The sequence below is a fragment of the Gracilibacillus massiliensis genome, from assembly GCF_001458115.1.
In the GTDB taxonomy this organism is placed as follows: domain Bacteria; phylum Bacillota; class Bacilli; order Bacillales; family Amphibacillaceae; genus Gracilibacillus; species Gracilibacillus massiliensis.
Genome location: NZ_CZRP01000011.1, coordinates 201,209 through 227,182, shown reverse-complemented (window position 1 = coordinate 227,182; position 25,974 = coordinate 201,209). Strand labels below are relative to the sequence as shown.

Genomic DNA, 25,974 nt, shown 5'->3' with positions numbered 1-25,974 from the left:
ACCAATATTTAAATATTTCATACACTAACACTTTATTGAAATCGATTGTTTTTTTATTCAAACACTATTAATTCCTTTTCATTATTTGGTATACTATATAGTAAACAGTTAGTTTGTTTTTTAAACAAATAAATTTTTGGGGGTTTACATATGGTTACCGGAGACGGATCATATATCAAAAAAATAAATAGAAGCAATATATTATCAGAAATTTTCGAGCATCACAAAATATCAAGAGCTAGCCTTTCGAAAGTTACAGGTCTTAACAAGGCAACTATATCTGTACAAGTAAATGATCTACTTAAAGAAGATCTAATCTATGAAACACAAGAAGAACACCATTCTGTCGGTAGAAGACCGATATTACTTTCCATTAACGAAAAAGCAGCTTATTTTTTGGGAATCGATCTTGATCATGATCAACTACTATTTAATATTACTGATTTAAAAGGCAACACGGTTAAATATGAAAAAGTTGATCTACACACAGATATCTATGATGAGATTGTCACACTAATTGCAGATCACATAAAAAACTACGAAGCATTTTTTTCATCTGCTCGATATGGTTTGGTTCAGACAGTAATCGCTATACATGGAACAATTTCTACTGATAATAGAATTCACTTTATTCCTAGAAATCAGTGGAGAGAGAAAGATATTTTATCAGATTTAAATAAACTAGGTATTCACAATGTTACGATTGAAAATAATGCGAATTTATCGGCATATGCGGAACGGATATTTCAATATCATAAAAGTGAAAATTTGTTAAATATTAATCTTTCATCAGGTATTGGTGCCGGAATAGTTATTAATGGCGAGTTACACAAAGGTTATCATGGGCATGCAGGTGAAATGGGACATATGATCATATATCCGAAAGGAAAACCTTGTCGCTGTGGTAATGAAGGCTGTTGGGAAAGGTATGCATCCGAACCTACTTTTTTTGAAAATGCAAAAAAAATTCTGGAACGTAATATTGAGACACATGCAGATATCAAACAATTATTAAACGAAAAGAATGAAGGTATCATTAGAGCCTTAAATGATTGGATATCTAATTTGGCTATTGGATTAAATAATGTAATCAATCTTTATAATCCCGAGATGATTGTTTTAAATAGCCCTATCTTAAAAATCTATCCTGATTCATTAATAGAAATCAAAAAACATCTGATCTCTTCTGTATCACAATACCGTGATATCGTCCTTTCAGGTTTAGGTGCAAAAGCAAGTGTAGTGGGGGCATGTGCAATGGGAATTCAACATTTTCTCGAATTACCGCACCTAACGTTATCAGAAACCAATAATTCTATTGCTATTTAAAGCAAAAGTTGCAAAACAATTTGATACTTAGCAGACTTTTAAATGATAAATATTTTTGTCAAAATAATTCTCACCACTTAACCTAAATTTAACCTTTTTTTTATAAAATGGTTCTAATATATGAGTATTGGAGGGAATATTAATGACAGAAGAAAAAAAAGAACAAGTAGTTGAAGAAAAAGGTAAAACATCCTCAGGGATGACGGAGAATGTAGCAGGTGCTTTAACGTATGTTTTAGGCTTTATTACTGGGATTATATTTTTGTTGATAGAAAAAGAAAACAGGTTTGTTCGTTACCATGCTTTTCAATCTATCATTTTATGGGTTGGCTTTTTTATTTTAAGTTTTATACTAGGACTGATACCCATTCTTGGCTGGATCTTATCTGCACTAATGACACCAGTTGGTCTAATTATTTGGATTTACTGTATGTACCAAGCCTATCAAGGCAAAGAGTTCCAGTTCCCGATGGTTGGTAAAATCGCTAAGGATCAAATAGAAAAGTAAAGCTCATTATAGAAATTTTTTTCATAAAGTGAGACGTAGGAACCATCATATAATAACCTGTATGATGGTTCCTGTTTTACTCATTCACCTTGTTCAAAACAATAACCGAATCCTCTAATCGTCTTAATGAATTTTGGTTTTGCTGGGTTTACCTCTATTTTTTTCCTTAATGTACTTATGTGCACTTTTACTGTTTCTGAATTTCCAGTCGAATCAATTCCCCATAGCTGGTCATAAAGATGCTCTGTACTCCAAACTCTTTTCGGATGTCTCGCTAATAAGATAAGCAACTCCATTTCTTTTCGAGATAATATTAATTCTTCTTGATTCAAATAACAACTAAAACGGTCTAAGTCAATTACAAGTGTCCCATATATTAATTTATTATTTACTGACGCTTGTTCCGAACTAACACGTCTAAGTACCGCTTTTATACGTGCTTCCAATTCGATAAACTCAAAGGGTTTCGTTAGATAGTCATCCCCGCCTAACTCCAATGATTTTACTTTATCAGCTGTTTCTCTGCGAACACTCATAAAAATAATAGGTGTTTCAAAGTGTTTCCGTATTTGTTGACATACTTCAAATCCATCCAATTTAGGCATTTCAATATCTAACAATATGGCATCCGGATGATGTTTGTTCATTATATTTAGCACTTCAGTACCACTGTCAGTAGTAAATACGGTATATTCTTGTTTCTCTAAATACATACGGGTCATTTCTCGAACACCAAATTCATCTTCTACGACGAGTATTTTTTGAGAATTCAATTTTTACCCTCCCAATAAACCTATTAAGTTTCTTTATACAAAGGTAAAGAAATTATGAATTGAGTACCTTGTTTTAGTATACTACTTACCTTAATTGATCCTTGATGTGCTTTAAGAACCTCATAAACAATGGCCAAGCCTAAACCAATACTTTCTTGAAAATCATGATTGCCCTGATTTTTTCCTTTATAAAACCTCTCGAAAATATGTTCCATCATTTCCTCTTCGATGCCTACTCCATTATCTCGAATCAATAGCTTTAAAGCTTCTTCCTCTGAATCCCAATCAGCATAGAAATAAATCTTTCCAAATTTATCATTGGTATGTTTAATCGCATTTGAAATAAGATTCAAAAACACTTGTTGGATCCGATCCTCATCTACGAGTATAAAAGATGTTTTGTCAATCGATGCATCTAATTGACATTCAAATCCTCGCCCACCTTGTTCAACGGTCAAAGCCAACTGTTTACTAATATTTTCTAACCATTGGTGAGCTATTTTTTTCTCAAAATGAAGATTTATTTTTCCTGATTCCAACAACGCTAAATCGTATAGGTCCTTAATCAAACGTCGTAATACATTTATTTTATTCATTACCAATTGATTATATTGAGTATCTTCAATCGAGATTAACCCTTCTTTGATCGATTGAATGTAGCTATGCATCAATGTAACAGGAGTCCCTAGTTCATGTGCAATATTTTGTAACATGTCACGACGAGATTCTGCCATTTGAACCAACCGCTGATTCATTTTTGTTAAATCGTGATTTACTTCATGTAATTTATTGGTTCGTTCTTCTACTTTTCTTTCTAATTCTTGATTTAATAAAGACAATTCTTGATTTAATTTTTTTACATTAACAAGGGTTTTCACTCGTGCTAATAACTCTGATTTATCACACGGCTTAACAATATAATCATTAGCACCTGTGTCAAAAGAAGCAATTTTACTTTCGTCCTGATTCTTTGCTGTTAACATTATGATAGGAAGCTCAATTAAAGAGTACGATTTTCTCAATCGTTTACATATTTCATACCCAGAAATAGACGGCATCATTAAATCTAAAATAACGATATCAACCGGATTTTTTTGTAATAAAGAAAGAACTTCGGCTCCATTCGTTGTATGGATAACATGATAGCCTTCCATTGATAAGTAATTAATCATAATTTGTACGTTAACAACCTCATCATCTACAATTAAAACAGTGCCTTGTTTAGTTGAGCGTAATTTCTCAGGTACTTCAAGGTGAAATGATTCATCTGCTTGATGCACGATAGGCTGCTGTTCCTCAACCTGCTCACTGTCTGATAATAATGCAGGTAGCATTATACGAAAACGCGTTCCTTTATTTACCTCGGACTGCACGTCAATTGTACCGTCGTGTAACTCGACCAATCGTTTGGTTATATCCAATCCGATACCCAATCCTGACACTTTCCTCGAAACACCTGATGTTGCTTGATGAAATGGTTGAAAAATATGCTCTAATTGTTCTTCTGCTATTCCTACTCCAGTGTCTATCACTTCAATTATAACTTTCTCATTCTGTGCTTCTGCCGTTATATTGACGGTTCCTTCCTTCGTATATTTAACAGCATTATCAATAAGGTTATATAAAATTTGTTGGATTCGACTGGGATCTCCGTATATGTGTGGTAAAGTGGCATCCAAGTTTTTTGTTAGTCGTATTGATTGGTGCTTTACCAATGCTTGGCTCATATGAACGACATTATCGATAATTCCTTGCAATTGAATTTTTTTGCGATCTAGTTTGATTTGATCATGATGTAATACCGACAAATCTAAAATATCATTTACTAATTTCGTTAAACGCTGACCACTGCTTATGATCATCGATAATTGATTACGTAATTCAGGTGCAACTTTTCCGTATACTCCATCTCGGATCGATTCAGCAATCCCCATCATTCCAAAAAGTGGTGTTCGTAATTCATGAGAAGTTACCGCCAGAAATTCATCTTTCAATCGATCTGACTTCTTTAAATTTACCATTGCAAGATGTTGACTTTCAGAGATTTGTTGTTCTGCTAAGGCTTTTTCTTTTCGCATAATATTAATTTTATCTGCTAGTGCAAATGACAACAGTACAACTTCAATAGTTAAAGTAGCCTGACCTGCATATTCTGTAATCATTGTAAACGGTAATACAACCGTCCGTTCCAATATCGTAATAAAAACACCGGTTAAAAAAATTAACCACCCCGCAATAAAAAAACGGGCTTGTCGAGCACCACGTCTTAAACTAATAAATGCTGAAGCTAGAACAGACACAAACGTTATAAATGCACCGAAAACCATCAGTGAAAGTGCAGTATAATGAGATATATATAAAGTTGCGATTACAACGATTTGATAGAAAATTAATATATAAGCACTTTGTTTCACAAATGGAATATACCGATCAAGATCTAGAAACGACCTAGTAAAAACAACTATCATTATACATGCAGTACTTACCCAGAACGTTGTTGAAATAATATTAAATTCTGGTTGATCTGGCCAAAAGAATTGGTAGCCGATACCATTAATCGACAGCTTACCCATCAGTGTTAGGAAAATGACACAAACATAATAAAGATAACTTCTCATTTTCAAACTGAAATAAAGAAATAAATTATAAATGATCATAACCAATACAATGCCATAAAATAAACCGAGTAAAAGTAATTCTTGTTGATTTTTTTCAAGAAATGATGTTGGTTTCCAAATATTAATGGGAGGATGTAAGTCCCCGCCCCCGACAGCTTTAACATAGAAGGTTTTTGTAGTATTTGGTTCAATAGCAAGTTCAAAAATAAAATGCCGATGATTAGTAGGACGATTATCGAATGGAAAATAAGCACCTGTATGGTAAAGTTCTGTTAGTTCACCATTCGTTTCTTGGAATATTTCCAGTTCGTAAATAATTGGAAACGCAAATTCTAACATCCATTCTTGCTGTTCTGTACGGTTTTCCACGTCAAATTTTAACCAATTGGATGTATAAAAAAAACCTGATTCCTGTCTCACTTTATGCGACGGAACAAAAGAATCTGCAGCATCACCTAAGCTGACATCTTCGATTGATAATCTATTTTCTCTATCTTTAATCATTTGCAATGACTGATATACATCGATTTTTTCAGTTTCTGCATCTAAGATTAAATGATTTTGCAGCGAAGGATGTTCTTCTCTGTTAAATAAAAATATAAGGATTATGATGAAAAAAATTAACATTAAGATGCTTATCCATTTCTTCAATGAGATCACCTACTCTAGTAAACTCCTATTACTATTTTATTATACACATTTCCAATACAGTTGTAAGAATTTTCTGATTTTTCTGTTTTTTTCTAAGTCTTTGTTAGTTTAGAAAAAGCGAGACAGATACAATTTGCCCTTGATTGATTGCTTTGCTGTCCCAACACTCGTACCACATATCTCGTTACTCTTTACAACAAGCGTAGTTTCCTTCAGCTAGGACATCTTCATTGGTAACCACACCAAAAATTTTTACAGGTGCATTTCCTTCTAACCCTTTCCTGTTGTTGATATAATTACTCATCATCATAGTTAACAAAGGTTAAATCTAGGTTAAATTAAGGAAAGAGTATGAAAAGATTCATTATTTGAAGGTGCATAAGAAAATCCAAACGACTTCGAAAACTTTTCGAATAATCGTTTGGATTCCATTAATCAATTAATTCAATTGTCCAAATTTTTAAATAGAAAATATCAACTTCTAGATAATCCCATCATCAAACTGAAGATTATCGTTATATATTACTAATTATTTCATCCACTCTGTATGGAAAGTACCTTCTTTATCTTTTCGTTGATAGGTATGTGCCCCAAAGTAATCACGTTGTGCTTGGATTAAGTTCGCTGGTAAGTTCTCAGAACGATAACTATCATAATAAGCAATCGCACTTGCAAAGGTTGGAACCGCAATACCATTAGCAATCGCAACAGATACCACTTCTCTTAGAGATGATTGGTATCCTTCTACAATTTTTTTGAAATAAGGATCTAGCATTAAGTTAGCTAGTGCTGGTTCACGATCATAAGCGTCTTTAATTTTTTGTAAGAAGTGTGCACGAATAATACAGCCACCTCGCCAGATCATCGCAATCTCACCATAATTTAAATTCCAATCATTTTCATCTGAAGCCTGGCGCATTTGGGCAAATCCTTGTGCATAGGAAGTAATTTTGCTCATAAATAATGCCTTACGAACCGATTCCACTAACGCTTCTTTATCTCCATCAAATTGTACAGTTGGTCCATTCAATTGCTTACTCGCTGCAACCCGCTCTTCTTTTAAAGCTGAAATAAAACGTGCAAATACGGACTCTGTAATTAACGGTAATGGTACACCTAAATCCAGTGCATTTTTACTTGTCCATTTTCCTGTACCTTTTTGGCCAGCAGTGTCTAGAATAACATCAACGAGTGGTTGACCTGTTTCTTCGTCCTTCTTCGTAAATATATCTGCCGTGATTTCGATTAAATAGCTGTCCAGCTCACCTTTATTCCACTCTGTGAATACGTCATGTAATTCTTCTGTTGTCAGTCCACCAACATGTTTCAAAATATAATAGGCTTCTGCAATTAATTGCATATCGCCATACTCAATGCCGTTATGAACCATTTTGACATAGTGTCCAGCACCATTTGGCCCGATATACGTTACACAAGGGTCACCGTCAACTTTTGCAGAAATTGCTTCTAAGATTGGTGCCACTAAATCATATGCTTCCTTTTGTCCACCAGGCATAATTGAAGGCCCCTTTAAAGCTCCTTCTTCACCACCAGAAACACCCGTTCCAATGAAGTGAATGCCTGTTTCATCTAATTCTTTGTTACGGCGGATTGTATCTGTAAATAACGTATTACCACCGTCAATTAGAATATCACCTTCCGCTAAATAAGGTTTCAATGATTCTATTGTTGCATCTGTCGCAGGTCCAGCTTTCACCATTAATAAGATTTTTCTCGGTTTCTCCAGAGATTGGACAAATTCTTCGATCGTCTTAGCACCTGTGAAATTTTTACCTTGTGCTTCATCTGCAAGAAAAGCTTCTGTTTTTTCATAAGAACGGTTAAATACCGCAACAGAATACCCACGACTTTCGATATTCATAGCAAGATTCTTACCCATTACAGCTAAACCAATTACACCAATTTGTTGTTTTCCCATTTAATTCACCCTCGTTTATAGATTAAAATATTTTTTAGCATTGTAATAACAAATATCTGCAACATATTGTTTTAATAAAGTAATATCATTTGGTACTTTACCTTCTTCTACCCATGTACCAATGACATTACACAAAATACGTCTGAAATATTCATGACGTGAGAATGATAAGAAGCTTCTCGAATCAGTCAACATACCGACAAAATGACGAATCAGTCCAAAATTGGCTAGCGTTTTCATTTGATATTCCATTCCATCAATATGATCGTTAAACCACCATGCTGTCCCAAATTGAACTTTACCTGGTATTTCTGCGTTTTGGAAGTTCCCAGCTGTCGCAGCTAATACTTCGTTATCACGTGCATTTAACGTATACAGAATCGTTTTTGGCAATTTATCTTGCTGCTCCAATGCATCTAGGAATTTATTTAATGGTTCTGCTAATAATTTATCACCTAATGAATCAAAACCTGCATCTGGTCCGACTTGATTAAACATTCTCGTGTTGTTGTTTCGCTGAGGGCCAATATGTAATTGCATCGCCCAGCCTTTGTCGGCATACCATTCACCAAGTTGAATTAAGGTAAATGTTTTAAATTGATCGACTTCTTTGCTTGTTAACGATTGATTATTCAAACGCTTATTAAAAATGGAAGCTATTTCTTGTTTTGTCGCTGCTTGATAAAACATCACATTGATCCCGTGATCAGAACTACGACATCCTACCTCATCAAAAAAGTTCACGCGTTTTTCCAGCGCTAGTAAGAAGTCCTCATAAGTCTCAACGTTCATGTTAGTAACACTTGCTAATTTTTCAACCCAATCATTGAAACCTTCTTTCTCAATAGCTAAACCATTATCTGGACGAAATGATGGAGATACTTTAGTGGAATATCCCTCTTCTTTTAATTTGATATGATAAGCTAGATCATCAGTAGGATCATCTGTTGTTCCTACTAGTTCAACCTTATCCTTTGCTAAAATGGATCGAACTGATAATTCAGGTGATTGTAATTTTTGATTTGCTTGTTCCCAGATTGTTTCTGCTGATTGTTCATTAAGCAACTCGTCAATATCAAAATATCGAAGTAATTCAAGATGTGTCCAGTGGTACAACGGATTACCAAACGTGTTTGGTACTGTTTTTGCCCATGCTTTAAATTTATCGTAGTCACTTCCATTACCTGTTATCAACTCTTCTTTAATACCGTTTGCTCTCATGGCACGCCATTTATAGTGATCACCAGATAACCAAATATCGAAAATATTTTGATAATTTTTATCCTCATAAATTTCATTTTGTTGTAGATGATTATGGTAATCAATAATAGGTAAGTCTTTAGCTGTTTCATGATACAATCGTTTTGCAGTCTCGTTATACAATAAAAAGTCTTCTGTAATAAATGTTTTCATATTTTTGCCCCTCCTCTTTAGTTTGTTTGGCAAACAAATTTATAATTACATCATAAGCTTATTTCTAGTTTATTTCAAGTTTTCTTCTTACTAGAAAGCTGAAAAGCTAAAATAAAACCTAATATGGCCATCACAATAATTCCAATAAAGGCAACATTAATTCCTTCAAGTAACGCTAACTGTGGGTTGGATTCAGTTGATAGTAACGTTATACCACTCATAACCGATACTAATAAACCAGTTATGATCGATCCCCCTACCATTCGTATCGCATTATTCATGGCAGTTCCATGTGCAATCCATTTTGGTGGCAAATCATTAATACCAGCGGTTGGCATTGGCATCATTACCAAACTTAAACCTGCCGAAAGTAACGTAAAAAATATAGTTATCAGAATTAGTGACGAGTTTATATCTAATAATACAAAGTAACTAGCTCCCACAACTGCTAATAAAAATCCGATGATTGCTAGTACTTTACCACCGTGTTTATCGAAAATCCGACCTACAATTGGTGACATAATCCCCATTATTATGGCACCTGGTAATAACACTAGTCCTGACTCCAAAGCGGAAAATCCTAAAACACGTTGAATGAAAATGGGTAGAATGGTTTGAGATGCGATAAGAATTGCAAATAAAAAAACGGTTAATATAGTAGTAATCGTGAATATATAGGATCTAAATACTCGGAACTCAAGAATCGGTTCATCTAATCGTAATTGTCTTTTGATGAATATTGTTAATGATACAATTCCGATCAAAATCGCGATAATCACTTGGCTATCATTAATACCATAGGTTCCTAGCAGACTAAATCCATACAGTAGACCACCCCAACCAAGTGTTGAATAGATAATAGATGGATAATCAATTTCCATCTTTTGTTGTTCTAAAATGTTTTTCATTACAAATGACGTTATGATTAATACAATCAAAGCGATTGGAATGATTGTATAAAAAAGGTATCGCCAGTGAAAATGATCAATTAAAAAACCCGATAAGGTAGGTCCAATTGCAGGTGCAAACGAAATGACTAGACCTACTAACCCCATGGCTTGTCCTCTTTGTTTAACCGGATACATCAATAAAATTAACGTTTGCATTAACGGCATGATAATTCCTGCACCTGCAGCTTGAACAATTCTACCTATCAATAATATTGGAAAAGTTGGGGCTATTGCTCCGATAACTGTCCCCATAGTAAAAATCGCCATGGCGGTAATTAATAATTTTTTTACTGAAAATTTTTCAATTAAAAACGCACTTACAGGTATTAAAATACCATTTGTTAGCAAATAGACGGTTGTCACCCATTGAGCTAAATTTGCATTAATATTAAATTCAGACATAATCGGAGGGATGGCGACTATTAATAAAGTTTGATTAAGTACTGTTACAAAAGCCGTTGCGAGTAATATAGCTACAATAAAAGGCCTTGAATAGGTAATATTTTTTGATGGTGTCATTTAAATTCTCCATTCGGTGACCGATATAATGAATATCACATATTAATTATAAAGAATAGTCCTATGCTGTTCATTGCCTATAAGTGCTTACAATTGTCAAAAACTTTACTATGCATCTTTATACATAGAAAGCAAGACTCTACTGAATGGGTGCAAACTGAAGGTAGGGTTATTTGCATCAAACAAATAACAATTTAAAGGAGTACAAAAGTGCCAAAGGAAACTTTTTTTAATCTACCCACTGAAAAAAATCAAAAATTAATCGATGCTCTAAAGAAAGAATTTTCAAATACATCTTTAACTGATGCATCAATCGCTAATATTATTAACTATGCTCAAATTCCTAGAGGCAGCTTTTATCAGTATTTTGAAAATAAAGAAGATGCTTTCTTCTATCTATTTGATAAGCAAATAAATTATGCTATGGAACAATTTATTTTGATTCTTCAAAAGCATGATGGTAATATATTTGATACGACTATTACCTTTTATCAATTGATTATCGAAGAGCGTGAAAACTTTACGTTCTTTAAAAACGCTCTCTTAAATATGAATTATAAAATCGAAGAATCACTAATCGGAATCTTTGCTAGTACAGACAAAATGGAACACTTTAAAAACATCTGTCAACAAATTAACTGGTCACTGCTCACCATTCAATCAGAGGAAGACTTTTTTCAGTTAATGAAAATAATCGCTGCAGTCACTTTTCATAATTTTGTTGAAAAATTCTCCAAAGATTTACCTATTGATGTTTCCATTTATAGATATAAAACACAGCTATCTTTGATTAGAAATGGTATTGGTAGATAGTTTATGAAACGATATGAGGAGAGAAATATATTGAAAAAATCAGCTATCAATCAGTTTAGGTGGATTGGCCTTATTGAAGGAAGCTCATTAGTGATTCTGCTTTTCATTGCTATGCCTTTAAAATATTGGGCTGGTTTACCTGAAGTGGTGACAGTAATCGGAAGTCTTCATGGCGGTTTATTTATTTGTTATATCTTGTTTACGCTTTATACAACCTTCAAAGTGAAATGGTCTATTATTTGGCTTGTGAGTGCAGTAGCTGTCGCATTTATCCCGTTTGGAAATTTTGTATTAGATAGACGTATTCAAACAAAGTTCACGTAGATTTTTTTGAACTCTACGTGAACTTTTTTAATTGTAAGATCGCTAGTAATTGTTTCGACATATAGACGGAACTATATTTAAAATCTTGCCTAATCCATTCCATAATTAGCCCCCATATTGCATATGCTTGATAACTAGCTAATAACTCTGGTTCAATTTGCTTAACTTTATATTTCTGGATAACTTCAAGCATTAATTCTATTAATTGGGAACAAATTCTATTTTGTATACCTATTAATATATTAGATTGCGTTAATATTCTATAAAAATCAGAATAGCTTTCTACATGGTCAAAAATTTTGATAGCGGAAGCATTCAATTGTTCTAATGAAAATTCCTCTTGAGTTTTATACGGTTCACGATAGGAAATAATTAAATCTGCTATAAGATCATCTACCATCTCTTCTAGTAGATCTTCTTTATATTGATAATGTTTATAAAAGGTGCCTCGATTTAAATCTGCAACAGCAACGATGTCCGTAATTGTAATTTGATGAAGTGCACGTTTTTTCAATAAATTCATTAAGGCCTGTTTTAATGCGGATTTTGATTTTCTTACACGTCTGTCATGATAATCTCTCACAAACAATTCACCACCTGAATGTATAATAACGATCAAAATATATTCATAAATATATAATATCGTTCACTATTAGACATTTGTCTGTTGTTTTGCTTATTGTCTATAAATGAATAGCAATATTATACTATAAACAGATGTTGATTAATATACATCTGTTTTTTATAAACGATGCCAAAAAGAGGAGGAGTTTAAAGTGAAATTAAAAAATAAGGTTGCCATTGTTACGGGAGCAGCATCTGGTATGGGGCATGCGATAGCAGAGCGGTTTGCAAAAGAAGGTGCATCATTGGTTCTTGCGGATTTGAATCTTGAAGGGGTAAAAGAATTAGAAAGTAAAATTGAAAACAGTGGTGGTAAATCGACTGCACTTGAAGTCAATATAGCAAATGCAACCGATATTGAAAAGATGATCGATACAGCAATCGAGAAATTCGGAACATTAGATATATTAGTCAACAATGCTGGAATCATGGATGGATTTGAACCTGTCGCAGAAGTAGATGAAGACAAGTGGGATTTAATCTTCGATGTGAATACAAAAGGGCTTATGCGGGCTATGAAAAAAGCGATCCCTATATTTTTAGAAAAGGAACAAGGTGTAATAATTAACACTGCATCCACTGGGGGCATTAGTGGTGCTCATGCTGGTGCTACCTATTCTGCTTCGAAACACGCAGTTATTGGATTAACCAAAAATACTGGATACATGTATGCGAAACATGGTATTCGCTGTAATGCCATTGCACCTGGCGCAATTGCTACTAATATTAGCCAAACGATAAAAAATGTCAGTGAATTTGGAAGTGAAAGACTAAAAATGGTACAAGGTCTTATTCCCTCTGTAGGTACACCAGAAGATATTGCAAATGTTGCCTTATTTCTAGCTTCCGAAGAGTCAAGCTTCTTAAATGGAACGGTTATTACTGCGGACGGTGGTTGGACTTCCGCATTCTAATAAGTGTATCTATTTCACTGATTTGAGATAGCTTATTCGAAAAAATGCTAATCTATGGTCACCGCTGATAAACAGTGATTACGTGATATTTTTATCGGGGGCTACCCTTCTTTGATATGCTCTCTTTGGGAATCAACTGTAAAACATGAAGTTAAGTGGACGATTTTCTGATAAATTTCATTACTAACGTTTTACTCCCATTGATTGCTAGCAACACTTATCAAGAAGTTAGCCTCTGTTTCACCACAGCTATAGCTCAAATCCCGTAGCGGAGGGTATTAAAGACGATAATAATAATCAATAGAAGTTAAAACTTCCACTTTTTGAATTTTCATTTGTTCATAAATCTTTAATTTTCTTCATAAGATAAAATAATGTCTAAGATCGGAGGAAATTCAAATGAGAGTACGTGTTCGAAAAGGTGATTCCCTATGGTATTACAGTCAATTGTTTCAAATACCACTTCCTTTAATCCAAGCGTCCAACCCACCATTAAATCCAAATCAATTAGCCGTTGGTCAAGAGATTGAGATCCCTGGGTTTATACTCCAATCCCATTCAATCCAGGCAAATGATACGCTTTGGCACTTGTCACAAAGCATATCATTACCTGTGGATGCCTTATTATTACTTAATCCCACCATTCAACCAACTCAATTACAAATTGGCCAAAAGCTCATACTCCCCCATCGAGTGACTAACCTCGTAGTATCAAATGAAAATAATTATTCTTATCAAACAATGCTGACAGATATTCAACAATTGGTTACTGTTTATCCTTTTATTCAAACACAAATTATTGGTCAGTCCGTTTTAGAAAAAGATATCATCGAATTGCAAATTGGCAGAGGATCTCGCCAAAAACATATAAACGGTTCTTTTCATGCTAATGAGTGGATAACAACACCTGTAATTATGAGGTTTATTAATGAATATGCATTAGCACTTACAAATAACAACTCCATTCGTGGACTGAACCTGCTCCCTCTTTTTGAAACCAATACATTATCATTGGTTCCGATGGTTAATCCTGATGGTGTGGACCTGGTGCTAAATGGAGCAGAAGCAGCTGGAGATTTACGCGAGTCTGTACTCGCATTAAATAATGGCAGCAACGATTTCTCAGGATGGAAGGCAAATATTAACGGAGTTGATCTCAACAATCAATATCCAGCCCTTTGGGATACAGAAGCAGGACGTAAGCCGACTTCACCAAGCCCACGTGACTTTCCAGGGTACCAGCCATTAACTGAACCGGAGGCTATTGCAATGGAGCAATTAGCACAACAGCGGCCATTTGAAATTGTGAACGCTTTTCATACGCAAGGTGAAGTTATTTTTTGGGGTTTTCAAGGGTTAGAACCACCTCAATCACAAACGATAGTAGAGGAATTTAGTCGTGTTAGTGGTTATCAACCAATTCAATATGTAGATAGTTTCGCTGGGTATAAAGACTGGTTTATCCAAGAGTTCCAACAGCCAGGTTACACGGTCGAATTAGGTATGGGTGTAAATCCTCTGCCTATTTCTCAGTTCGAGGAGATTTATCAGGAAACATTAGGCATTATGTTAGCAACATTGTACTTATAAACAAGACAATTTATAAAGAAAAATATTCTTATATTATTTTTAAATTCTATTTCCTTTAATAATTTTTGAGCACCTTTCAAATTGAAACAAGCGGTTTAACTATCCTATTTACTCTTTATATGTTTTAATTTAAGCATACAAATCATTCAACTTTATAGAACCAGTTGTTCTGTATCGGTATCAGTATAGAAAGGTGTTAGGCTATGAAAGGAAATCCCTCTCTTCAACCATATCTGGAATCGGAGACTAAAAGAAAGCATTTATACAAGCGGACATTAATTTTTGTTATTTTATCGCAAATTTTTGGCGGTGCTGGACTAGCTGCTGGTATAACCGTCGGGGCTTTATTAGCTAAAGATATGTTAGGTACAGACAGTTATGCAGGGCTTCCTGTTGCTATTTTCACATTAGGATCAGCCCTTGCAGCATTTTTAGTAGGGCGAATTTCTCAACGAAATGGCAGAAGAATGGGTCTTGCTTCCGGATTTATTACAGGTGGTATTGGAGCTATAGGAGTTGTGTTAGCAGCCGTTAGTGATAATATATTTTTACTCTTTTTCTCCTTATTAATCTATGGTGCAGGTACGGCAACAAATTTACAAGCAAGATACGCAGGTACTGATTTAGCCAGTGATAAACAAAGAGCGACTTCTGTTAGTATCGCAATGATCGCTACTACTTTCGGTGCTGTTGCGGGTCCTAATTTAACAGAACCAATGGGAGAAGTCGCATTATTTTTCGGTATTCCAGCTCTCGCTGGTCCATTTTTATTAGCTGCAGCAGCCTATCTACTTGCAGGAATGATATTATACATTTTTCTAAGACCTGATCCACTATTAGTAGCCAATGCACTAGCCAATCAACCGACCAGTTCCAATGAAACCACTAAAATGGCTGAAAGAGAAGTTAAAACCAATAATAACGGGATCATAATAGGAGCTATCGTTATGGTGACTAGTCAATTGGTGATGGTAGCTATTATGACGATGACTCCTGTTCATATGGGTCACCACGGTCATACAATAAGTGCCATCGGTATGGTAATAGGCATACACATCGCTGCCATGTATTTACCTTCTCTTGTTACAGGTGTATTAGTAGATAAGCTAGGAAGAAATACTATGGCGATTGCCTCTGGATCGACATTGTTGATTGCGGGGATCTTACCATTTGTTCTGGATCAAAGTTCAGTCAGTGTGATGATTCTATCATTAGCATTATTAGGTTTAGGATGGAATTTTGGATTGATAAGCGGGACTGCGATGCTAGTGGATGCTACCACTGTTAAAAATCGTGCTAAAGTTCAAGGGTCAGTAGATGTCTCGATCGCTTTATCTGGTGCAACTGGTGGAGCATTGTCTGGCATGGTAGCTGCTCAAACTAGTTTTGTGACGTTATCTCTTATTGGTGGTATTTTGGCCGTAGGGTTACTCCCTATAATTGTTTGGTACACCAAATCGATGAACAAGGTTAAGTCGTGATGATTGTAAGAGTTTGTATAGATTAGTACACGAAAAGCGAACCAAAGATCATGGTTCGCTTTTCACATAATTTTTATTACATTTTTTCTTTTTACGGCAATTTATTCCCTGCCACACGATACAAGTCATACCATTCTTCTCGAGTCAATTTCACATCAGATGCTTTTGCGATTTCTTGTAATCGTTCAGGGTTCATCGTACCAACAATCGGTTGCATCCGTGCAGGGTGACGCAAGATCCATGCGATTGCAATCGTGGTTTTAGTTACACCTTTTGCATCTGCATATTCTTGAAGTTTCTCATTTAAAATAGGAAACTTCTCATTATCCACAAATACGCCTTCAAAAAATCCGTGCTGGAATGGTGACCATGGTTGGATGGTCATATCATGTAGACGACTATAATCTAAAATCCCTCCGTCCCTTACGATTGCTGGATCATGTTCCATATTGACATTTAAACCAGCATCAATCATCGGCGTAAACATCATACTCAATTGTAATTGGTTTGCCACAAGTTCTTGCTCGACATTTTTCTTCAATAGTTCAATTTGTGTTGGATTGTGATTACTTACACCAAAATGACGGACTTTGCCACTTCGTTTTAGTTCATCAAAAGCTTCTGCTACCTCTTCTGGCTCAACTAGTGTATCTGGTCGATGTAGCAATAGAATATCTATGTAATCTGTCTTTAATCGTTTTAAACTACCCTCAACAGATGAGAGAATATGTTCTTTTGAAAAATCAAAGAAACCATCTCGAATCCCGCATTTAGTTTGGATTACCATTTTTTCACGAATACTAGAGTTCATCTCAATCGCATCAGCAAAAATTTCTTCTGACTTGCCACCACCATAGATATCTGCATGATCAAACATATCAATTCCTAATTCAAGTGAATTCTCAATCACGCGATTTGCATCTTGTTTTGACAATTGATCCATACGCATACAACCTAATGAAATTTCACTTACCTGTAGGCCACTTTTTCCTAGTTCTAGTTTATTCATCTCTATCACCTCGTTGATATTGTAGCATATAGCTTTGATGTAAGCGATTAACTTGCTCTATTTTGTAAAAGGAATGTTAGTAGAAACATTCCTTTTATTAGTCATTGCATCACTAAATAGAGTGCGCCTTTCACTCCAGCTTCATCTGTTAAGCCAGGAGAAACAATATAACGATCGATTTCTTTTTCAGTTAAATATGGCGAACTGACATAGCCATTTAACATCTCTAGAACATTTTTTCGAATTAATGGGAATAGTTGTTTTTGTTTCATTACGCCTCCACCCATAATAATTCTCTCAGGGGACAATATATAGATATAATTCGTCAAAGCTTGTGCAAGATAAAATGCTTCCATTTCCCAAACTTTTGGATCATCCGCTAATTCGACACCTTTTTTGCCCCACCGTTTTTCTAAAGAAGGGCCCGCTGCTATTCCCTCTAAACAATCTCCATGATATGGACAGGTGCCATCATAAGTGTCATCAGGATGACGACGCACTTTAATATGTCCCATCTCTGAATGTGATAATCCTTTTAATGTTTTTCCATGAAAATATGCACCTGCACCTATTCCAGTCCCTACCGTTATGTATAAACACGATTCTACATCTTTTGCATTACCCCATTTAGCTTCAGACATTGCTGCTACGTTGACATCCGTATCTATTATGATAGGTATATTTAATCCATCTTTTAGTTTGGCACCAAGTGGATAATCGACCCAGTCTGTCTTTGGTGTTTTTTGTAATTGACCATATGTTGGACTTGTTTCGTTAATATCAATTGGGCCAAAACCACCGAGTCCTAAACGTTCTATACCTTTTCCATCAAAAAATGCTAAGATCTTTGGCATGGTAATGTCAGGGTGTTCCGTGGGAATAACTGTTTTTTCAATGATATTACCTTTTTCATTACCAATTGCTAAAACAAATTTTGTCCCTCCAGCTTCAATAGCACCTAAATACATCTGTATGTTCCTCCTCAAACTAAAACAACTTAATCATATTCTATAAAATATTGTAGCATAATCTGACAGCTAAAATATTATCTATTTTAATATATTTTTTGAATTGGGCAATGCTATTAAAAAAACTAATGTAAAGGAGTTTTATTAGATGAACATAGAAACTTTTTGGCTAATTGTTATTTTAACAGCTAGCTTTATCTTACTTTTAAGACATTTAGGATTGTTGATAAGTCAAATCATTTTTGCAATATTAGTCGATCAATTTATACATTCATTTCTATTTACAATAGCGTTCATCAGTCAAATCTTGTTCGGTTTATGGGTGGCATATCGTGTTTTTCAAGCAGCAGCATACCATTACCAATTAGAAATGGAAAAGACCAGTCGGATTCCCCAACACTATACAATCGAAAGCAGATCAGGCAGAAGAAAAAATTTCTTATAGATAGTACTAAGGAAAAGTTTGATAAAGCGTGGGGATTACGAACGGTTCATATCGTGATATAATATGTTAGTCAAATCTACCAAAGGAGTACATACTAACATGTTAAAACAGTTTTTCTCTTATTATAAACCACATAGACGATTATTTATCATTGATTTCACCAGTGCAGTTATTGTAGCCATTTTAGAACTGGCTTTTCCAATCGCTGTTCAATGGCTAATTGACGATTTATTAGTTGATGGCAACTGGAACTTAATTGTTACCATTAGTATTTTATTATTTGCTATATACTTATTAAGTACATTTTTACAATATGTCGTGAGTTACCTCGGGCACAAATTAGGGATTAACATTGAAACAGATATGCGTGAGGAATTATTTACACATGTCCAGCGCCAATCGTTTCGTTTCTTTGATAATACCAAAACAGGACATATTATGAGCCGGATCACCAACGACCTGTTTGATATTGGTGAGCTTGCCCACCATGGTCCAGAAGATTTTTTTATTGCGATTATGACATTCACAGGAGCTTTTTGGATTATGTTTACGATTAATCCGACACTTGCCCTGATTGCATTAGTCATGGTTCCACTATTGGTAGCACTTGTAACCTACTGTAATATTGCGATGAACAAGGCTTGGCATCAAATGTATCATAATATTGCCGATGTCAATGCGCGTGTAGAAGATGCGGTTTCTGGTGTGCGTGTTGTCCAATCTTTTACGAATGAGGATTTCGAGTTAAACCGATTCAAGGGAGATAATGGCAGATTCCGCAAGGCAAAGATTAAAGCATACAAAGTAATGGCAGGTACCCATTCAAGTATTTATATGATGACACGTTTTCTTACATTGATCGTGCTAATAGTAGGAGCATGGTTAAGCATTAATGGTAAGCTTTCTTATGGAGAATTAGTCAGTTTTGTTTTGTATACCAATGTTTTGATTAAACCCATTGATAAAATCAGTGCCTTATTGGAGTTATATCCAAAAGGAATGGCAGGCTTCCGTAGGTTCAGAGAAATCTTGTCTAAAGAGCCAGAAATAAAAGACGATCCAAATGCCATACATGTAGAAAAATTAGAGGGTAACATTAAATTTGAAAAGGTTGATTTCTCTTATGATGATCAGCAGCAAGTATTAGAGGGTATTGATTTGAAAATAACTCCTGGTGAAACGATTGCATTTGTAGGACCTTCTGGTGCAGGAAAAACAACCATTTGTTCATTAATTCCGAGGTTTTATGATGTCAACAGTGGGGCTATAACAATTGATGGCATCGATATTCGCCAAATGACCCAAAAATCACTTCGGGCGCAAATTGGCATTGTTCAACAAGATGTATTTCTTTTTACTGGAACAGTTCGAGAAAATATTGCGTATGGCAATCACCAGGCTTCAGAAAAAGATATTATTGAAGCTGCAAAAAAAGCACATTTACATGATGTGATCGCCAAGCTACCTGAAAGATATAATACTCAAATCGGTGAACGAGGCTTAAAATTATCGGGTGGTCAAAAGCAGCGATTAGCGATCGCCAGAACTTTTTTAAAAAATCCGCCGATTCTGATTTTAGATGAAGCAACATCAGCGTTAGATACCGAAACTGAACGGATTATTCAACAGTCGTTGGATCAACTCGCAGAAAATCGGACTACATTAGTCATTGCCCATCGTTTAGCTACCATTCGAGACGCTGATCGAGTCATTGTAGTTACCAATGATGGCATTGCAGAAGAAGGAAGTTATCAGGATTTGCTAACTGAAAATGGCGTATTTGCACGATTACACAAAATTCAATATGAGCAAAATCAAAATTAAGGAGTGTATTTACTTACTAAGACAAGGGTGATAGACACTTTTTCTTCCTTTTTGCTTTTTTTGTCCTTCATACCGCTTATGAAGGACACTTTTTCTTCCTTTTCGCTCTTTTTGTCCTTCATACCGCTTATGAGGGACACTTTTTCTTCCTTTTCGCTCTTTTTGTCCTTCATCTCGCTTATGAAGGACACTTTTTCTCCCTTTTCGCTTTTTTTGTCCTTCATTTAAACTGATATTTGTAAAAACGTCCCTTACTCTTCTTCCCAAAATAAATCATCCAATGTTTTCCCCAATGTCTTACATATCGATAGGCATAATTGTAAACTGGGGTTATACTTTCCCTGCTCTATTAAACCTATTGTTTGTCTCGTTACACCGACTTTTTTAGCAAGCTCCGCCTGTGACAAATCATGTTCCACCCTAGCCACTTTGATTTTTATATTTTTCATTCTTCCGCATCCTCTAATTGCTTTTCAATTGCCTTATCACTTCTATTTTTAGCTATTGAATAACTTACAACTATAAATACTACTAAAAAAGGAATATAAAACATCATTGAAGCTCCGAATGTAATAAAGAAGTAACTAACGGCTTCAGAAGTACTATCCGCAAATCTAAATGCACTATTAAAACCAAAAAACAAAGCAATCAGAACACCAAATACAACACCTAAAAAAATATTTTTCGTTTGAAAACTCCACTTACTTCGATTATCATGCATTTCTACTTCTGAGGAGAAGAGCCCTTTTTGAGTGGACCTAATACCATAATAAATACCTGCGACAAGAAAAATAATCATTTCTGTTGCCACATGCTCTATCTCGATCCCGAAGTTAACCATTTTATAGACCACTGATCCTAAGCATATCAGATAAATCAATATATAAATTTCCCGGTAAATTTTATTTTGCTCAATGGTTACTCGTTCATCCTGATATTTCTTTTTAAATAAACCCATCTAAAGATCCTCCTTGAAATATTATATTTTAATAATACATCATCAGATTACTTTTTGCAATATATATATTACATTTTGATAAATATAGCAAACAAAAAAGAAGCCCTCAAAAATTCAGGCTTCTCTCTAAGAGATTTTCGTTCCGTTCTCCACTGGTTGATCCGGGCTTAACAATACTACATCATCTGTTTCCGGCACTCCACCTAAAACTAATACTTCTGATTTAAACCCTGCAATTCTAAGTGGTGGGAAATTAACGACAGCTGTTATTTGTCTGCCAATTAGAATCTCAGGTTGATAGCGTTTGGTAATTTGAGCAGATGATTGCTTGATCCCAAGCTCGCCAAAATCTATCTTAAGTTTAATTGCAGGTTTTTTAGCTTCCGGGAATTCCTGTGCTTCTATTATGGTACCAATTCGCAAATCTAGTTTCGCAAAATCTTCAAAATTCGCCAACTTAGTCACCTCATTTGCATTTTTAACATTTACTGTTTATTATTTTATATTCATCACGAAGTAATGGACAGTTAACCACCAAATTTTTCACACTACAGGACTTTTGTAGGATTTTTAAAATCGGATTTACATAGTAATCCTTTCCATATCAACTTTTCTATCGTTTTCGTGATAGAAGCCCCTAATATTTTATAGTTGTCAAAAACCTCTTCATCGTATAAAATACAACATATAGTAATTCATATTCAAAAGGCATCAATATATTGTATTTTCGCATCTATACTGCAAGAGTGCACTTCGATTGCGGTTTGAAGATATTATACATATTTTATTCTATTATCGCTCCAAGCTGGGCGCTTTTATTATGTAAATGGAGGTTTTCTCATGACAACTGAAATTCAATCTATTAAACAAACTGTCATTACTGCTTTACAAGAAGCGGAAGAAAAGTACGGTCTTGATACAACGGATATTACAAAACGTATCGAGGAATCGACAAAATCAGATAAAGAGTCTACTCAAGAAGCACTCTTTTACTCTTTAAATCGTATTTCCATGGATCAGCCGAACTGGACATTTGTAGCAGCGCACTTTCACCTGACACAGTTATATGAAACTGCTAGTAAAAACAGAGGCTATGATGCTGATCAGAAATACGGTGATCTTTATTCTCTTATTCAAATTTTAACGGATAAAGGTATATATAGCAAAGATATACTTGCACACTATACCAAAAATGAAATTGATCAACTGCAACAATCTATCAACCCTGATCGGGATGGTTTATTTAACTACATAGGATTATTTTTATTAGCAGATCGCTATTTAGCAAGGGATCATGATCGTAATCTGTATGAACTTCCTCAGGAACGATTTATGATTATCGCGATGACACTTATGCAAAACGAAGCAGCTGAAAATCGTTTAGAGTTAGTAAAAGAAGCTTATTGGGCATTAAGTAACCTCTATATGACAGTGGCTACTCCTACTTTATCTAATGCTGGGAAAAGCTATGGTCAATTGTCATCCTGTTTTATTGATACCGTAGATGATTCCTTAGATGGCATCTACTTAAATAACTGGGATATTGCTCGTTTAAGTAAAGACGGCGGTGGTATTGGTATTTATTACGGTAAGGTTCGTGCATTAGGTTCCGATATTAAAAAATTCAAAGGGAACTCTTCAGGTGTTGTGCCGTGGATTCGTCTACTTAACGATACAGCAGTAAGTGTCGATCAACTTGGCCAACGTCAAGGGGCAGTTGCCGTTTATTTAGATGTATTTCATAAAGACATAATGAATGGCTTCCTGGATTTAAAAACAAATAATGGTGACGAGCGCCGTAAAGCACACGATATTTTCACTGGCGTCTCTATTCCGGATCTATTCATGGAACAAATCCAAGAAAAAGATGCAAACGGAAAAAGTATCGGGGAATGGCATACATTCTGTCCACACCAAGTCAAACAAATGATGGGGTGGAAGGATAAAGATGGTAACCCGCTAGGTTTAGAAGATTTTTATGATGAAGAAGATCATAAATATTTCACTGAAAAGTATTGGGAAGCCGTAAATCACCCGCTTCTTCCTAGAAAAACATACCGTGCAATCGATATTATGGCACGAGTGATGATTGCACAATTAGAAACAGGAACACCTTATATGTTCTATCGAGATGAAGTAAATCGTCAAAATCCAAATAAACATAAACGAGGTATCGGTAAAACATCGATCTATTGTAGTAATTTATGTACAGAGATTGCGCAAAATATGTCTCCTACTTCAATTACGAAAGAATATCAGGATGAAGATGGTAATATTGTGATTGTACGTAAACCTGGTGATTTCGTTGTTTGTAATTTATCATCGATTAATCTACCGAATGCCGTTCGCGAAAAAGTATTAGAACGTTTAATTTCGATTCAGGTACGAATGCTAGATAATGTGATCGATTTAAATACAATCAGTGTTGGACAAGCCGAAGCTACCAATAAAAAGTACCGTGCAGTAGGTCTTGGAACATTTGGCTGGCACCACCTGCTTGCATTAGAAAGTATCCATTGGGAATCAGAAGAAGCTGTAGAATTTGCAGATAAAGTATATGAAGATATAGCTTATTATACGATAAAAGCCTCTATGGAGCTTGCAAAAGAAAAAGGAACCTATTCTGAGTTTGAAGGATCGGAATGGCAATCAGGTGTCTATTTTGACCGACGCGATTATCAATCCGACAGATGGAACCAATTACGTCAGGACGTTGCAACAAACGGCATTCGTAATGGTTGGTTAATGGCCGTTGCACCGAACTCGTCAACAGCTAAAATCGGTGGCTCTACGGATGGAATTGATCCACTATATGCGGTAGAATACGCAGAAGAAAAGAAAAACTTTAAATTTAAAGTAACGGCACCAGATCTTGATCATGTGACATATAACTATTATCGCCGTGCTCGTCATGAATTGGATCAAGTATGGAGCATTAAACAAAATGCCAAAAGACAACGTCATATTGATCAAGCCATTAGTTTTAATTTCTATGTACGTCATGACATCAAAGCAAAAGATTTATTAAATTTACATGTTGCTGCCTGGGAGAATCGACTAAAAACGACCTATTACGTCCGCAGTACATCACAAACAGAAATCGAAGAATGTGAAGCATGCCATAGCTAAATAGCTGATCAAACGATTATATTTTCTGGATTTCACAGATCTTACCTTCTGTGAAATCCTTCCATTATTTTTTGAAATGTATACAATAACAGCCATTCTACTTTTTTACATAATTATTCCAAAGGAGGAGATCTGACATGACACAAGTCGATCAACCTTTAACAAAAATCAAACTATTAAACCCAACCTATCCTAATAAAGCAACAGGTATCATTAATGGCGAGTCTTCCGGACTATTAAATTGGAACGATATTGCCTATCCTCAAATGTATGACCTTTATCAAACATTACTAGCAAACTTTTGGAAAGCGCAAGAAATTAATATGCAAGACGATATCAAACAATGGGATAACTTAACTGAGACGGAAAAAGATATCTTCTTACGTATTAACACACAATTAGCATCATTAGACAGTTTGCAAACACCAACAATGACACATGTTATGGATTATGTGACAGATTCTAGCTTTAAGGCCATTTTTGCAGTAATCGCACAACAAGAAGCTGTTCACAATGAATCTTATTCCTATATTCTAAGTTCGATTGTGCCATTACGTGAACAAAATGAACGTTTTACACAGGCAAAAGAGGATCCTATTGTACGTAAACGAAATCAACTTATTCTCGACAGTTATGAAGCGTTTCGTGAAAATCCTACACCACAAAGACTATTTGAACTTGCGATTAACTCTATCAATTTAGAGGGTATTTATTTCTATGCTGGTTTCGCCTTCTTCTATCATTTAGCGCGTCAGCAAAAAATGTTAAAAACGAGTACAATGATTAGCTACATTCAACGGGATGAGATGCAACATGCTTATTTTGTATCACAGTTTGTTCGAATCTTACTTACAGAGAATCCTGAATTAAATACAGAAGAGAATATCCAATACGTGTATAAAACAATTGACCATGCGGTTCAATTGGAAAAAGAATGGGCAGATTACATTTTGAAAGATATCGATGGTATTGATCTTGAAGAATTCCATGGGTATGTGGAATATTTAGCAAATAAACGTTTCCGTCAAATTGGGCTTGATAATTACTATCCGGAACGTGATAATCCGATGGAATGGATTCATGTCTTTAGCGATGAAATGATGAATGAAACAAAATCAGACTTCTTTGAACAAAAATCACGTACTTATACAAAAGTATCCTCATCCAATGGATTCGATGAGCTGTGATGATTCGA

The 25,974-nt window shown here is 35.1% G+C and carries 23 protein-coding genes; 11 read left to right on the top strand and 12 right to left on the bottom strand.

Annotated features, from left to right (window positions below; translation table 11 throughout):
* Positions 1–150 precede the first annotated feature (150 nt).
* Both BN3107_RS04880 and BN3107_RS04875 read left to right on the top strand, forming a co-directional pair.
* Positions 151–1,329, top strand: a complete 1,179-nt coding sequence (locus tag BN3107_RS04880; RefSeq protein WP_058306507.1) for an ROK family transcriptional regulator — start codon at positions 151–153, stop codon at positions 1,327–1,329.
* A 142-nt stretch (positions 1,330–1,471) separates the two neighbouring features.
* Entirely contained in the window at positions 1,472–1,837 is a 366-nt protein-coding gene (locus tag BN3107_RS04875; RefSeq protein ID WP_058306506.1) for a DUF4870 domain-containing protein, read from the top strand.
* An 80-nt stretch (positions 1,838–1,917) separates the two neighbouring features.
* Here BN3107_RS04875 and BN3107_RS04870 read toward each other — a convergent pair whose 3' ends face one another.
* The 5 genes from BN3107_RS04870 to BN3107_RS04850 all read right to left on the bottom strand — a co-directional run bounded on the left by BN3107_RS04870 (position 1,918) and on the right by BN3107_RS04850 (position 10,700).
* On the bottom strand, positions 1,918–2,610 hold the full coding sequence (locus BN3107_RS04870; protein ID WP_058306505.1) for a response regulator transcription factor: 693 nt from the start codon (positions 2,608–2,610) through the stop codon (positions 1,918–1,920).
* 23 nt (positions 2,611–2,633) lie between these two features.
* Positions 2,634–5,879 (bottom strand): ATP-binding protein, encoded by a 3,246-nt coding sequence (locus BN3107_RS04865; protein WP_148434667.1) that lies wholly within the window; start codon positions 5,877–5,879, stop codon positions 2,634–2,636.
* A 529-nt stretch (positions 5,880–6,408) separates the two neighbouring features.
* The gene (gndA, locus tag BN3107_RS04860) at positions 6,409–7,818 is read right to left on the bottom strand and encodes an NADP-dependent phosphogluconate dehydrogenase (protein ID WP_058306504.1); all 1,410 of its coding nucleotides are present in this window, start codon (positions 7,816–7,818) and stop codon (positions 6,409–6,411) included.
* 15 nt (positions 7,819–7,833) lie between these two features.
* Complete coding sequence (gene uxaC, locus BN3107_RS04855; RefSeq protein ID WP_058306503.1) at positions 7,834–9,231, bottom strand: glucuronate isomerase; 1,398 nt, start codon at positions 9,229–9,231, stop codon at positions 7,834–7,836.
* A gap of 74 nt (positions 9,232–9,305) precedes the next feature.
* On the bottom strand, positions 9,306–10,700 hold the full coding sequence (locus tag BN3107_RS04850) for an MDR family MFS transporter (RefSeq protein ID WP_058306502.1): 1,395 nt from the start codon (positions 10,698–10,700) through the stop codon (positions 9,306–9,308).
* A 210-nt stretch (positions 10,701–10,910) separates the two neighbouring features.
* Between BN3107_RS04850 and BN3107_RS04845 the strand changes: the two genes are divergently transcribed.
* Both BN3107_RS04845 and BN3107_RS04840 read left to right on the top strand, forming a co-directional pair.
* The gene (locus tag BN3107_RS04845) at positions 10,911–11,513 is read left to right on the top strand and encodes a TetR/AcrR family transcriptional regulator (RefSeq protein WP_058306501.1); all 603 of its coding nucleotides are present in this window, start codon (positions 10,911–10,913) and stop codon (positions 11,511–11,513) included.
* 30 nt (positions 11,514–11,543) lie between these two features.
* Complete coding sequence (locus BN3107_RS04840; RefSeq protein ID WP_187370997.1) at positions 11,544–11,837, top strand: DUF3817 domain-containing protein; 294 nt, start codon at positions 11,544–11,546, stop codon at positions 11,835–11,837.
* Positions 11,838–11,850: 13 nt separating this feature from the next.
* On the opposite strand, the gene BN3107_RS04835 is transcribed toward BN3107_RS04840, so the two are convergent.
* A complete protein-coding gene (locus BN3107_RS04835) occupies positions 11,851–12,420 on the bottom strand; it encodes a TetR/AcrR family transcriptional regulator (RefSeq protein WP_058306499.1) in 570 nt (189 codons plus the stop codon).
* A 193-nt stretch (positions 12,421–12,613) separates the two neighbouring features.
* Between BN3107_RS04835 and BN3107_RS04830 the strand changes: the two genes are divergently transcribed.
* From BN3107_RS04830 to BN3107_RS04820, 3 genes are all read left to right on the top strand, one after another.
* Positions 12,614–13,375: an SDR family oxidoreductase gene (locus BN3107_RS04830; RefSeq protein WP_058306498.1), complete on the top strand. Its 762-nt coding sequence runs from the start codon at positions 12,614–12,616 to the stop codon at positions 13,373–13,375.
* Between the two features lie 399 nt (positions 13,376–13,774).
* A complete protein-coding gene (locus BN3107_RS04825) occupies positions 13,775–14,965 on the top strand; it encodes a M14 family metallopeptidase (RefSeq protein WP_058306497.1) in 1,191 nt (396 codons plus the stop codon).
* Positions 14,966–15,168: 203 nt separating this feature from the next.
* On the top strand, positions 15,169–16,446 hold the full coding sequence (locus BN3107_RS04820; protein ID WP_058306496.1) for an MFS transporter: 1,278 nt from the start codon (positions 15,169–15,171) through the stop codon (positions 16,444–16,446).
* A gap of 91 nt (positions 16,447–16,537) precedes the next feature.
* Here BN3107_RS04820 and BN3107_RS04815 read toward each other — a convergent pair whose 3' ends face one another.
* The gene (locus BN3107_RS04815) at positions 16,538–17,455 is read right to left on the bottom strand and encodes an aldo/keto reductase (protein WP_058306495.1); all 918 of its coding nucleotides are present in this window, start codon (positions 17,453–17,455) and stop codon (positions 16,538–16,540) included.
* 101 nt (positions 17,456–17,556) lie between these two features.
* A complete protein-coding gene (locus tag BN3107_RS04810) occupies positions 17,557–18,423 on the bottom strand; it encodes an ROK family protein (RefSeq protein ID WP_058306494.1) in 867 nt (288 codons plus the stop codon).
* A 148-nt stretch (positions 18,424–18,571) separates the two neighbouring features.
* Here BN3107_RS04810 and BN3107_RS04805 point away from each other — a divergent pair, with 148 nt between their 5' ends.
* Positions 18,572–18,868, top strand: a complete 297-nt coding sequence (locus BN3107_RS04805) for a hypothetical protein (protein ID WP_058306493.1) — start codon at positions 18,572–18,574, stop codon at positions 18,866–18,868.
* A 99-nt stretch (positions 18,869–18,967) separates the two neighbouring features.
* Positions 18,968–20,692 carry an ABC transporter ATP-binding protein gene (locus tag BN3107_RS04800; RefSeq protein ID WP_058306492.1) on the top strand — a complete coding sequence of 575 codons (1,725 nt, stop codon included), beginning with the start codon at positions 18,968–18,970 and terminating at the stop codon, positions 20,690–20,692.
* On the opposite strand, the gene BN3107_RS04795 is transcribed toward BN3107_RS04800, so the two are convergent.
* From BN3107_RS04795 to csaA, 4 genes are all read right to left on the bottom strand, one after another.
* Positions 20,689–20,916 carry a hypothetical protein gene (locus BN3107_RS04795; protein WP_058306491.1) on the bottom strand — a complete coding sequence of 76 codons (228 nt, stop codon included), beginning with the start codon at positions 20,914–20,916 and terminating at the stop codon, positions 20,689–20,691. The genes BN3107_RS04800 and BN3107_RS04795 overlap by 4 nt on opposite strands.
* A 27-nt stretch (positions 20,917–20,943) precedes the next feature.
* Positions 20,944–21,141 (bottom strand): helix-turn-helix transcriptional regulator, encoded by a 198-nt coding sequence (locus BN3107_RS04790; RefSeq protein WP_058306490.1) that lies wholly within the window; start codon positions 21,139–21,141, stop codon positions 20,944–20,946.
* The gene (locus BN3107_RS04785; RefSeq protein WP_058306489.1) at positions 21,138–21,650 is read right to left on the bottom strand and encodes a DUF6773 family protein; all 513 of its coding nucleotides are present in this window, start codon (positions 21,648–21,650) and stop codon (positions 21,138–21,140) included. Before BN3107_RS04785 ends, BN3107_RS04790 begins: the two co-directional genes overlap by 4 nt.
* A 126-nt stretch (positions 21,651–21,776) precedes the next feature.
* Entirely contained in the window at positions 21,777–22,106 is a 330-nt protein-coding gene (gene csaA / locus BN3107_RS04780; RefSeq protein WP_058306488.1) for a chaperone CsaA, read from the bottom strand.
* A gap of 384 nt (positions 22,107–22,490) precedes the next feature.
* Here csaA and BN3107_RS04775 point away from each other — a divergent pair, with 384 nt between their 5' ends.
* Together BN3107_RS04775 and BN3107_RS04770 are read left to right on the top strand one after the other, a co-directional pair.
* A complete protein-coding gene (locus tag BN3107_RS04775) occupies positions 22,491–24,779 on the top strand; it encodes a ribonucleoside-diphosphate reductase subunit alpha (RefSeq protein ID WP_058306487.1) in 2,289 nt (762 codons plus the stop codon).
* Between the two features lie 137 nt (positions 24,780–24,916).
* Entirely contained in the window at positions 24,917–25,966 is a 1,050-nt protein-coding gene (locus BN3107_RS04770) for a ribonucleotide-diphosphate reductase subunit beta (protein ID WP_058306486.1), read from the top strand.
* Positions 25,967–25,974 lie beyond the last annotated feature (8 nt).

Coding starts and splice junctions, on each gene's coding strand:
- BN3107_RS04815 (WP_058306495.1), bottom strand. CDS start 17,455: ATGAATAAACTAGAACTAGGAAAAAGTGGCCTACAGGTAAGTGAAATT.
- uxaC (WP_058306503.1), bottom strand. CDS start 9,231: ATGAAAACATTTATTACAGAAGACTTTTTATTGTATAACGAGACTGCA.
- BN3107_RS04875 (WP_058306506.1), top strand. CDS start 1,472: ATGACAGAAGAAAAAAAAGAACAAGTAGTTGAAGAAAAAGGTAAAACA.
- BN3107_RS04850 (WP_058306502.1), bottom strand. CDS start 10,700: ATGACACCATCAAAAAATATTACCTATTCAAGGCCTTTTATTGTAGCT.
- BN3107_RS04810 (WP_058306494.1), bottom strand. CDS start 18,423: ATGTATTTAGGTGCTATTGAAGCTGGAGGGACAAAATTTGTTTTAGCA.
- BN3107_RS04880 (WP_058306507.1), top strand. CDS start 151: ATGGTTACCGGAGACGGATCATATATCAAAAAAATAAATAGAAGCAAT.
- BN3107_RS04775 (WP_058306487.1), top strand. CDS start 22,491: ATGACAACTGAAATTCAATCTATTAAACAAACTGTCATTACTGCTTTA.
- BN3107_RS04825 (WP_058306497.1), top strand. CDS start 13,775: ATGAGAGTACGTGTTCGAAAAGGTGATTCCCTATGGTATTACAGTCAA.
- gndA (WP_058306504.1), bottom strand. CDS start 7,818: ATGGGAAAACAACAAATTGGTGTAATTGGTTTAGCTGTAATGGGTAAG.
- BN3107_RS04800 (WP_058306492.1), top strand. CDS start 18,968: ATGTTAAAACAGTTTTTCTCTTATTATAAACCACATAGACGATTATTT.
- BN3107_RS04770 (WP_058306486.1), top strand. CDS start 24,917: ATGACACAAGTCGATCAACCTTTAACAAAAATCAAACTATTAAACCCA.
- BN3107_RS04795 (WP_058306491.1), bottom strand. CDS start 20,916: ATGAAGGACAAAAAAAGCGAAAAGGGAGAAAAAGTGTCCTTCATAAGC.
- BN3107_RS04790 (WP_058306490.1), bottom strand. CDS start 21,141: ATGAAAAATATAAAAATCAAAGTGGCTAGGGTGGAACATGATTTGTCA.
- BN3107_RS04820 (WP_058306496.1), top strand. CDS start 15,169: ATGAAAGGAAATCCCTCTCTTCAACCATATCTGGAATCGGAGACTAAA.
- BN3107_RS04805 (WP_058306493.1), top strand. CDS start 18,572: ATGAACATAGAAACTTTTTGGCTAATTGTTATTTTAACAGCTAGCTTT.
- BN3107_RS04785 (WP_058306489.1), bottom strand. CDS start 21,650: ATGGGTTTATTTAAAAAGAAATATCAGGATGAACGAGTAACCATTGAG.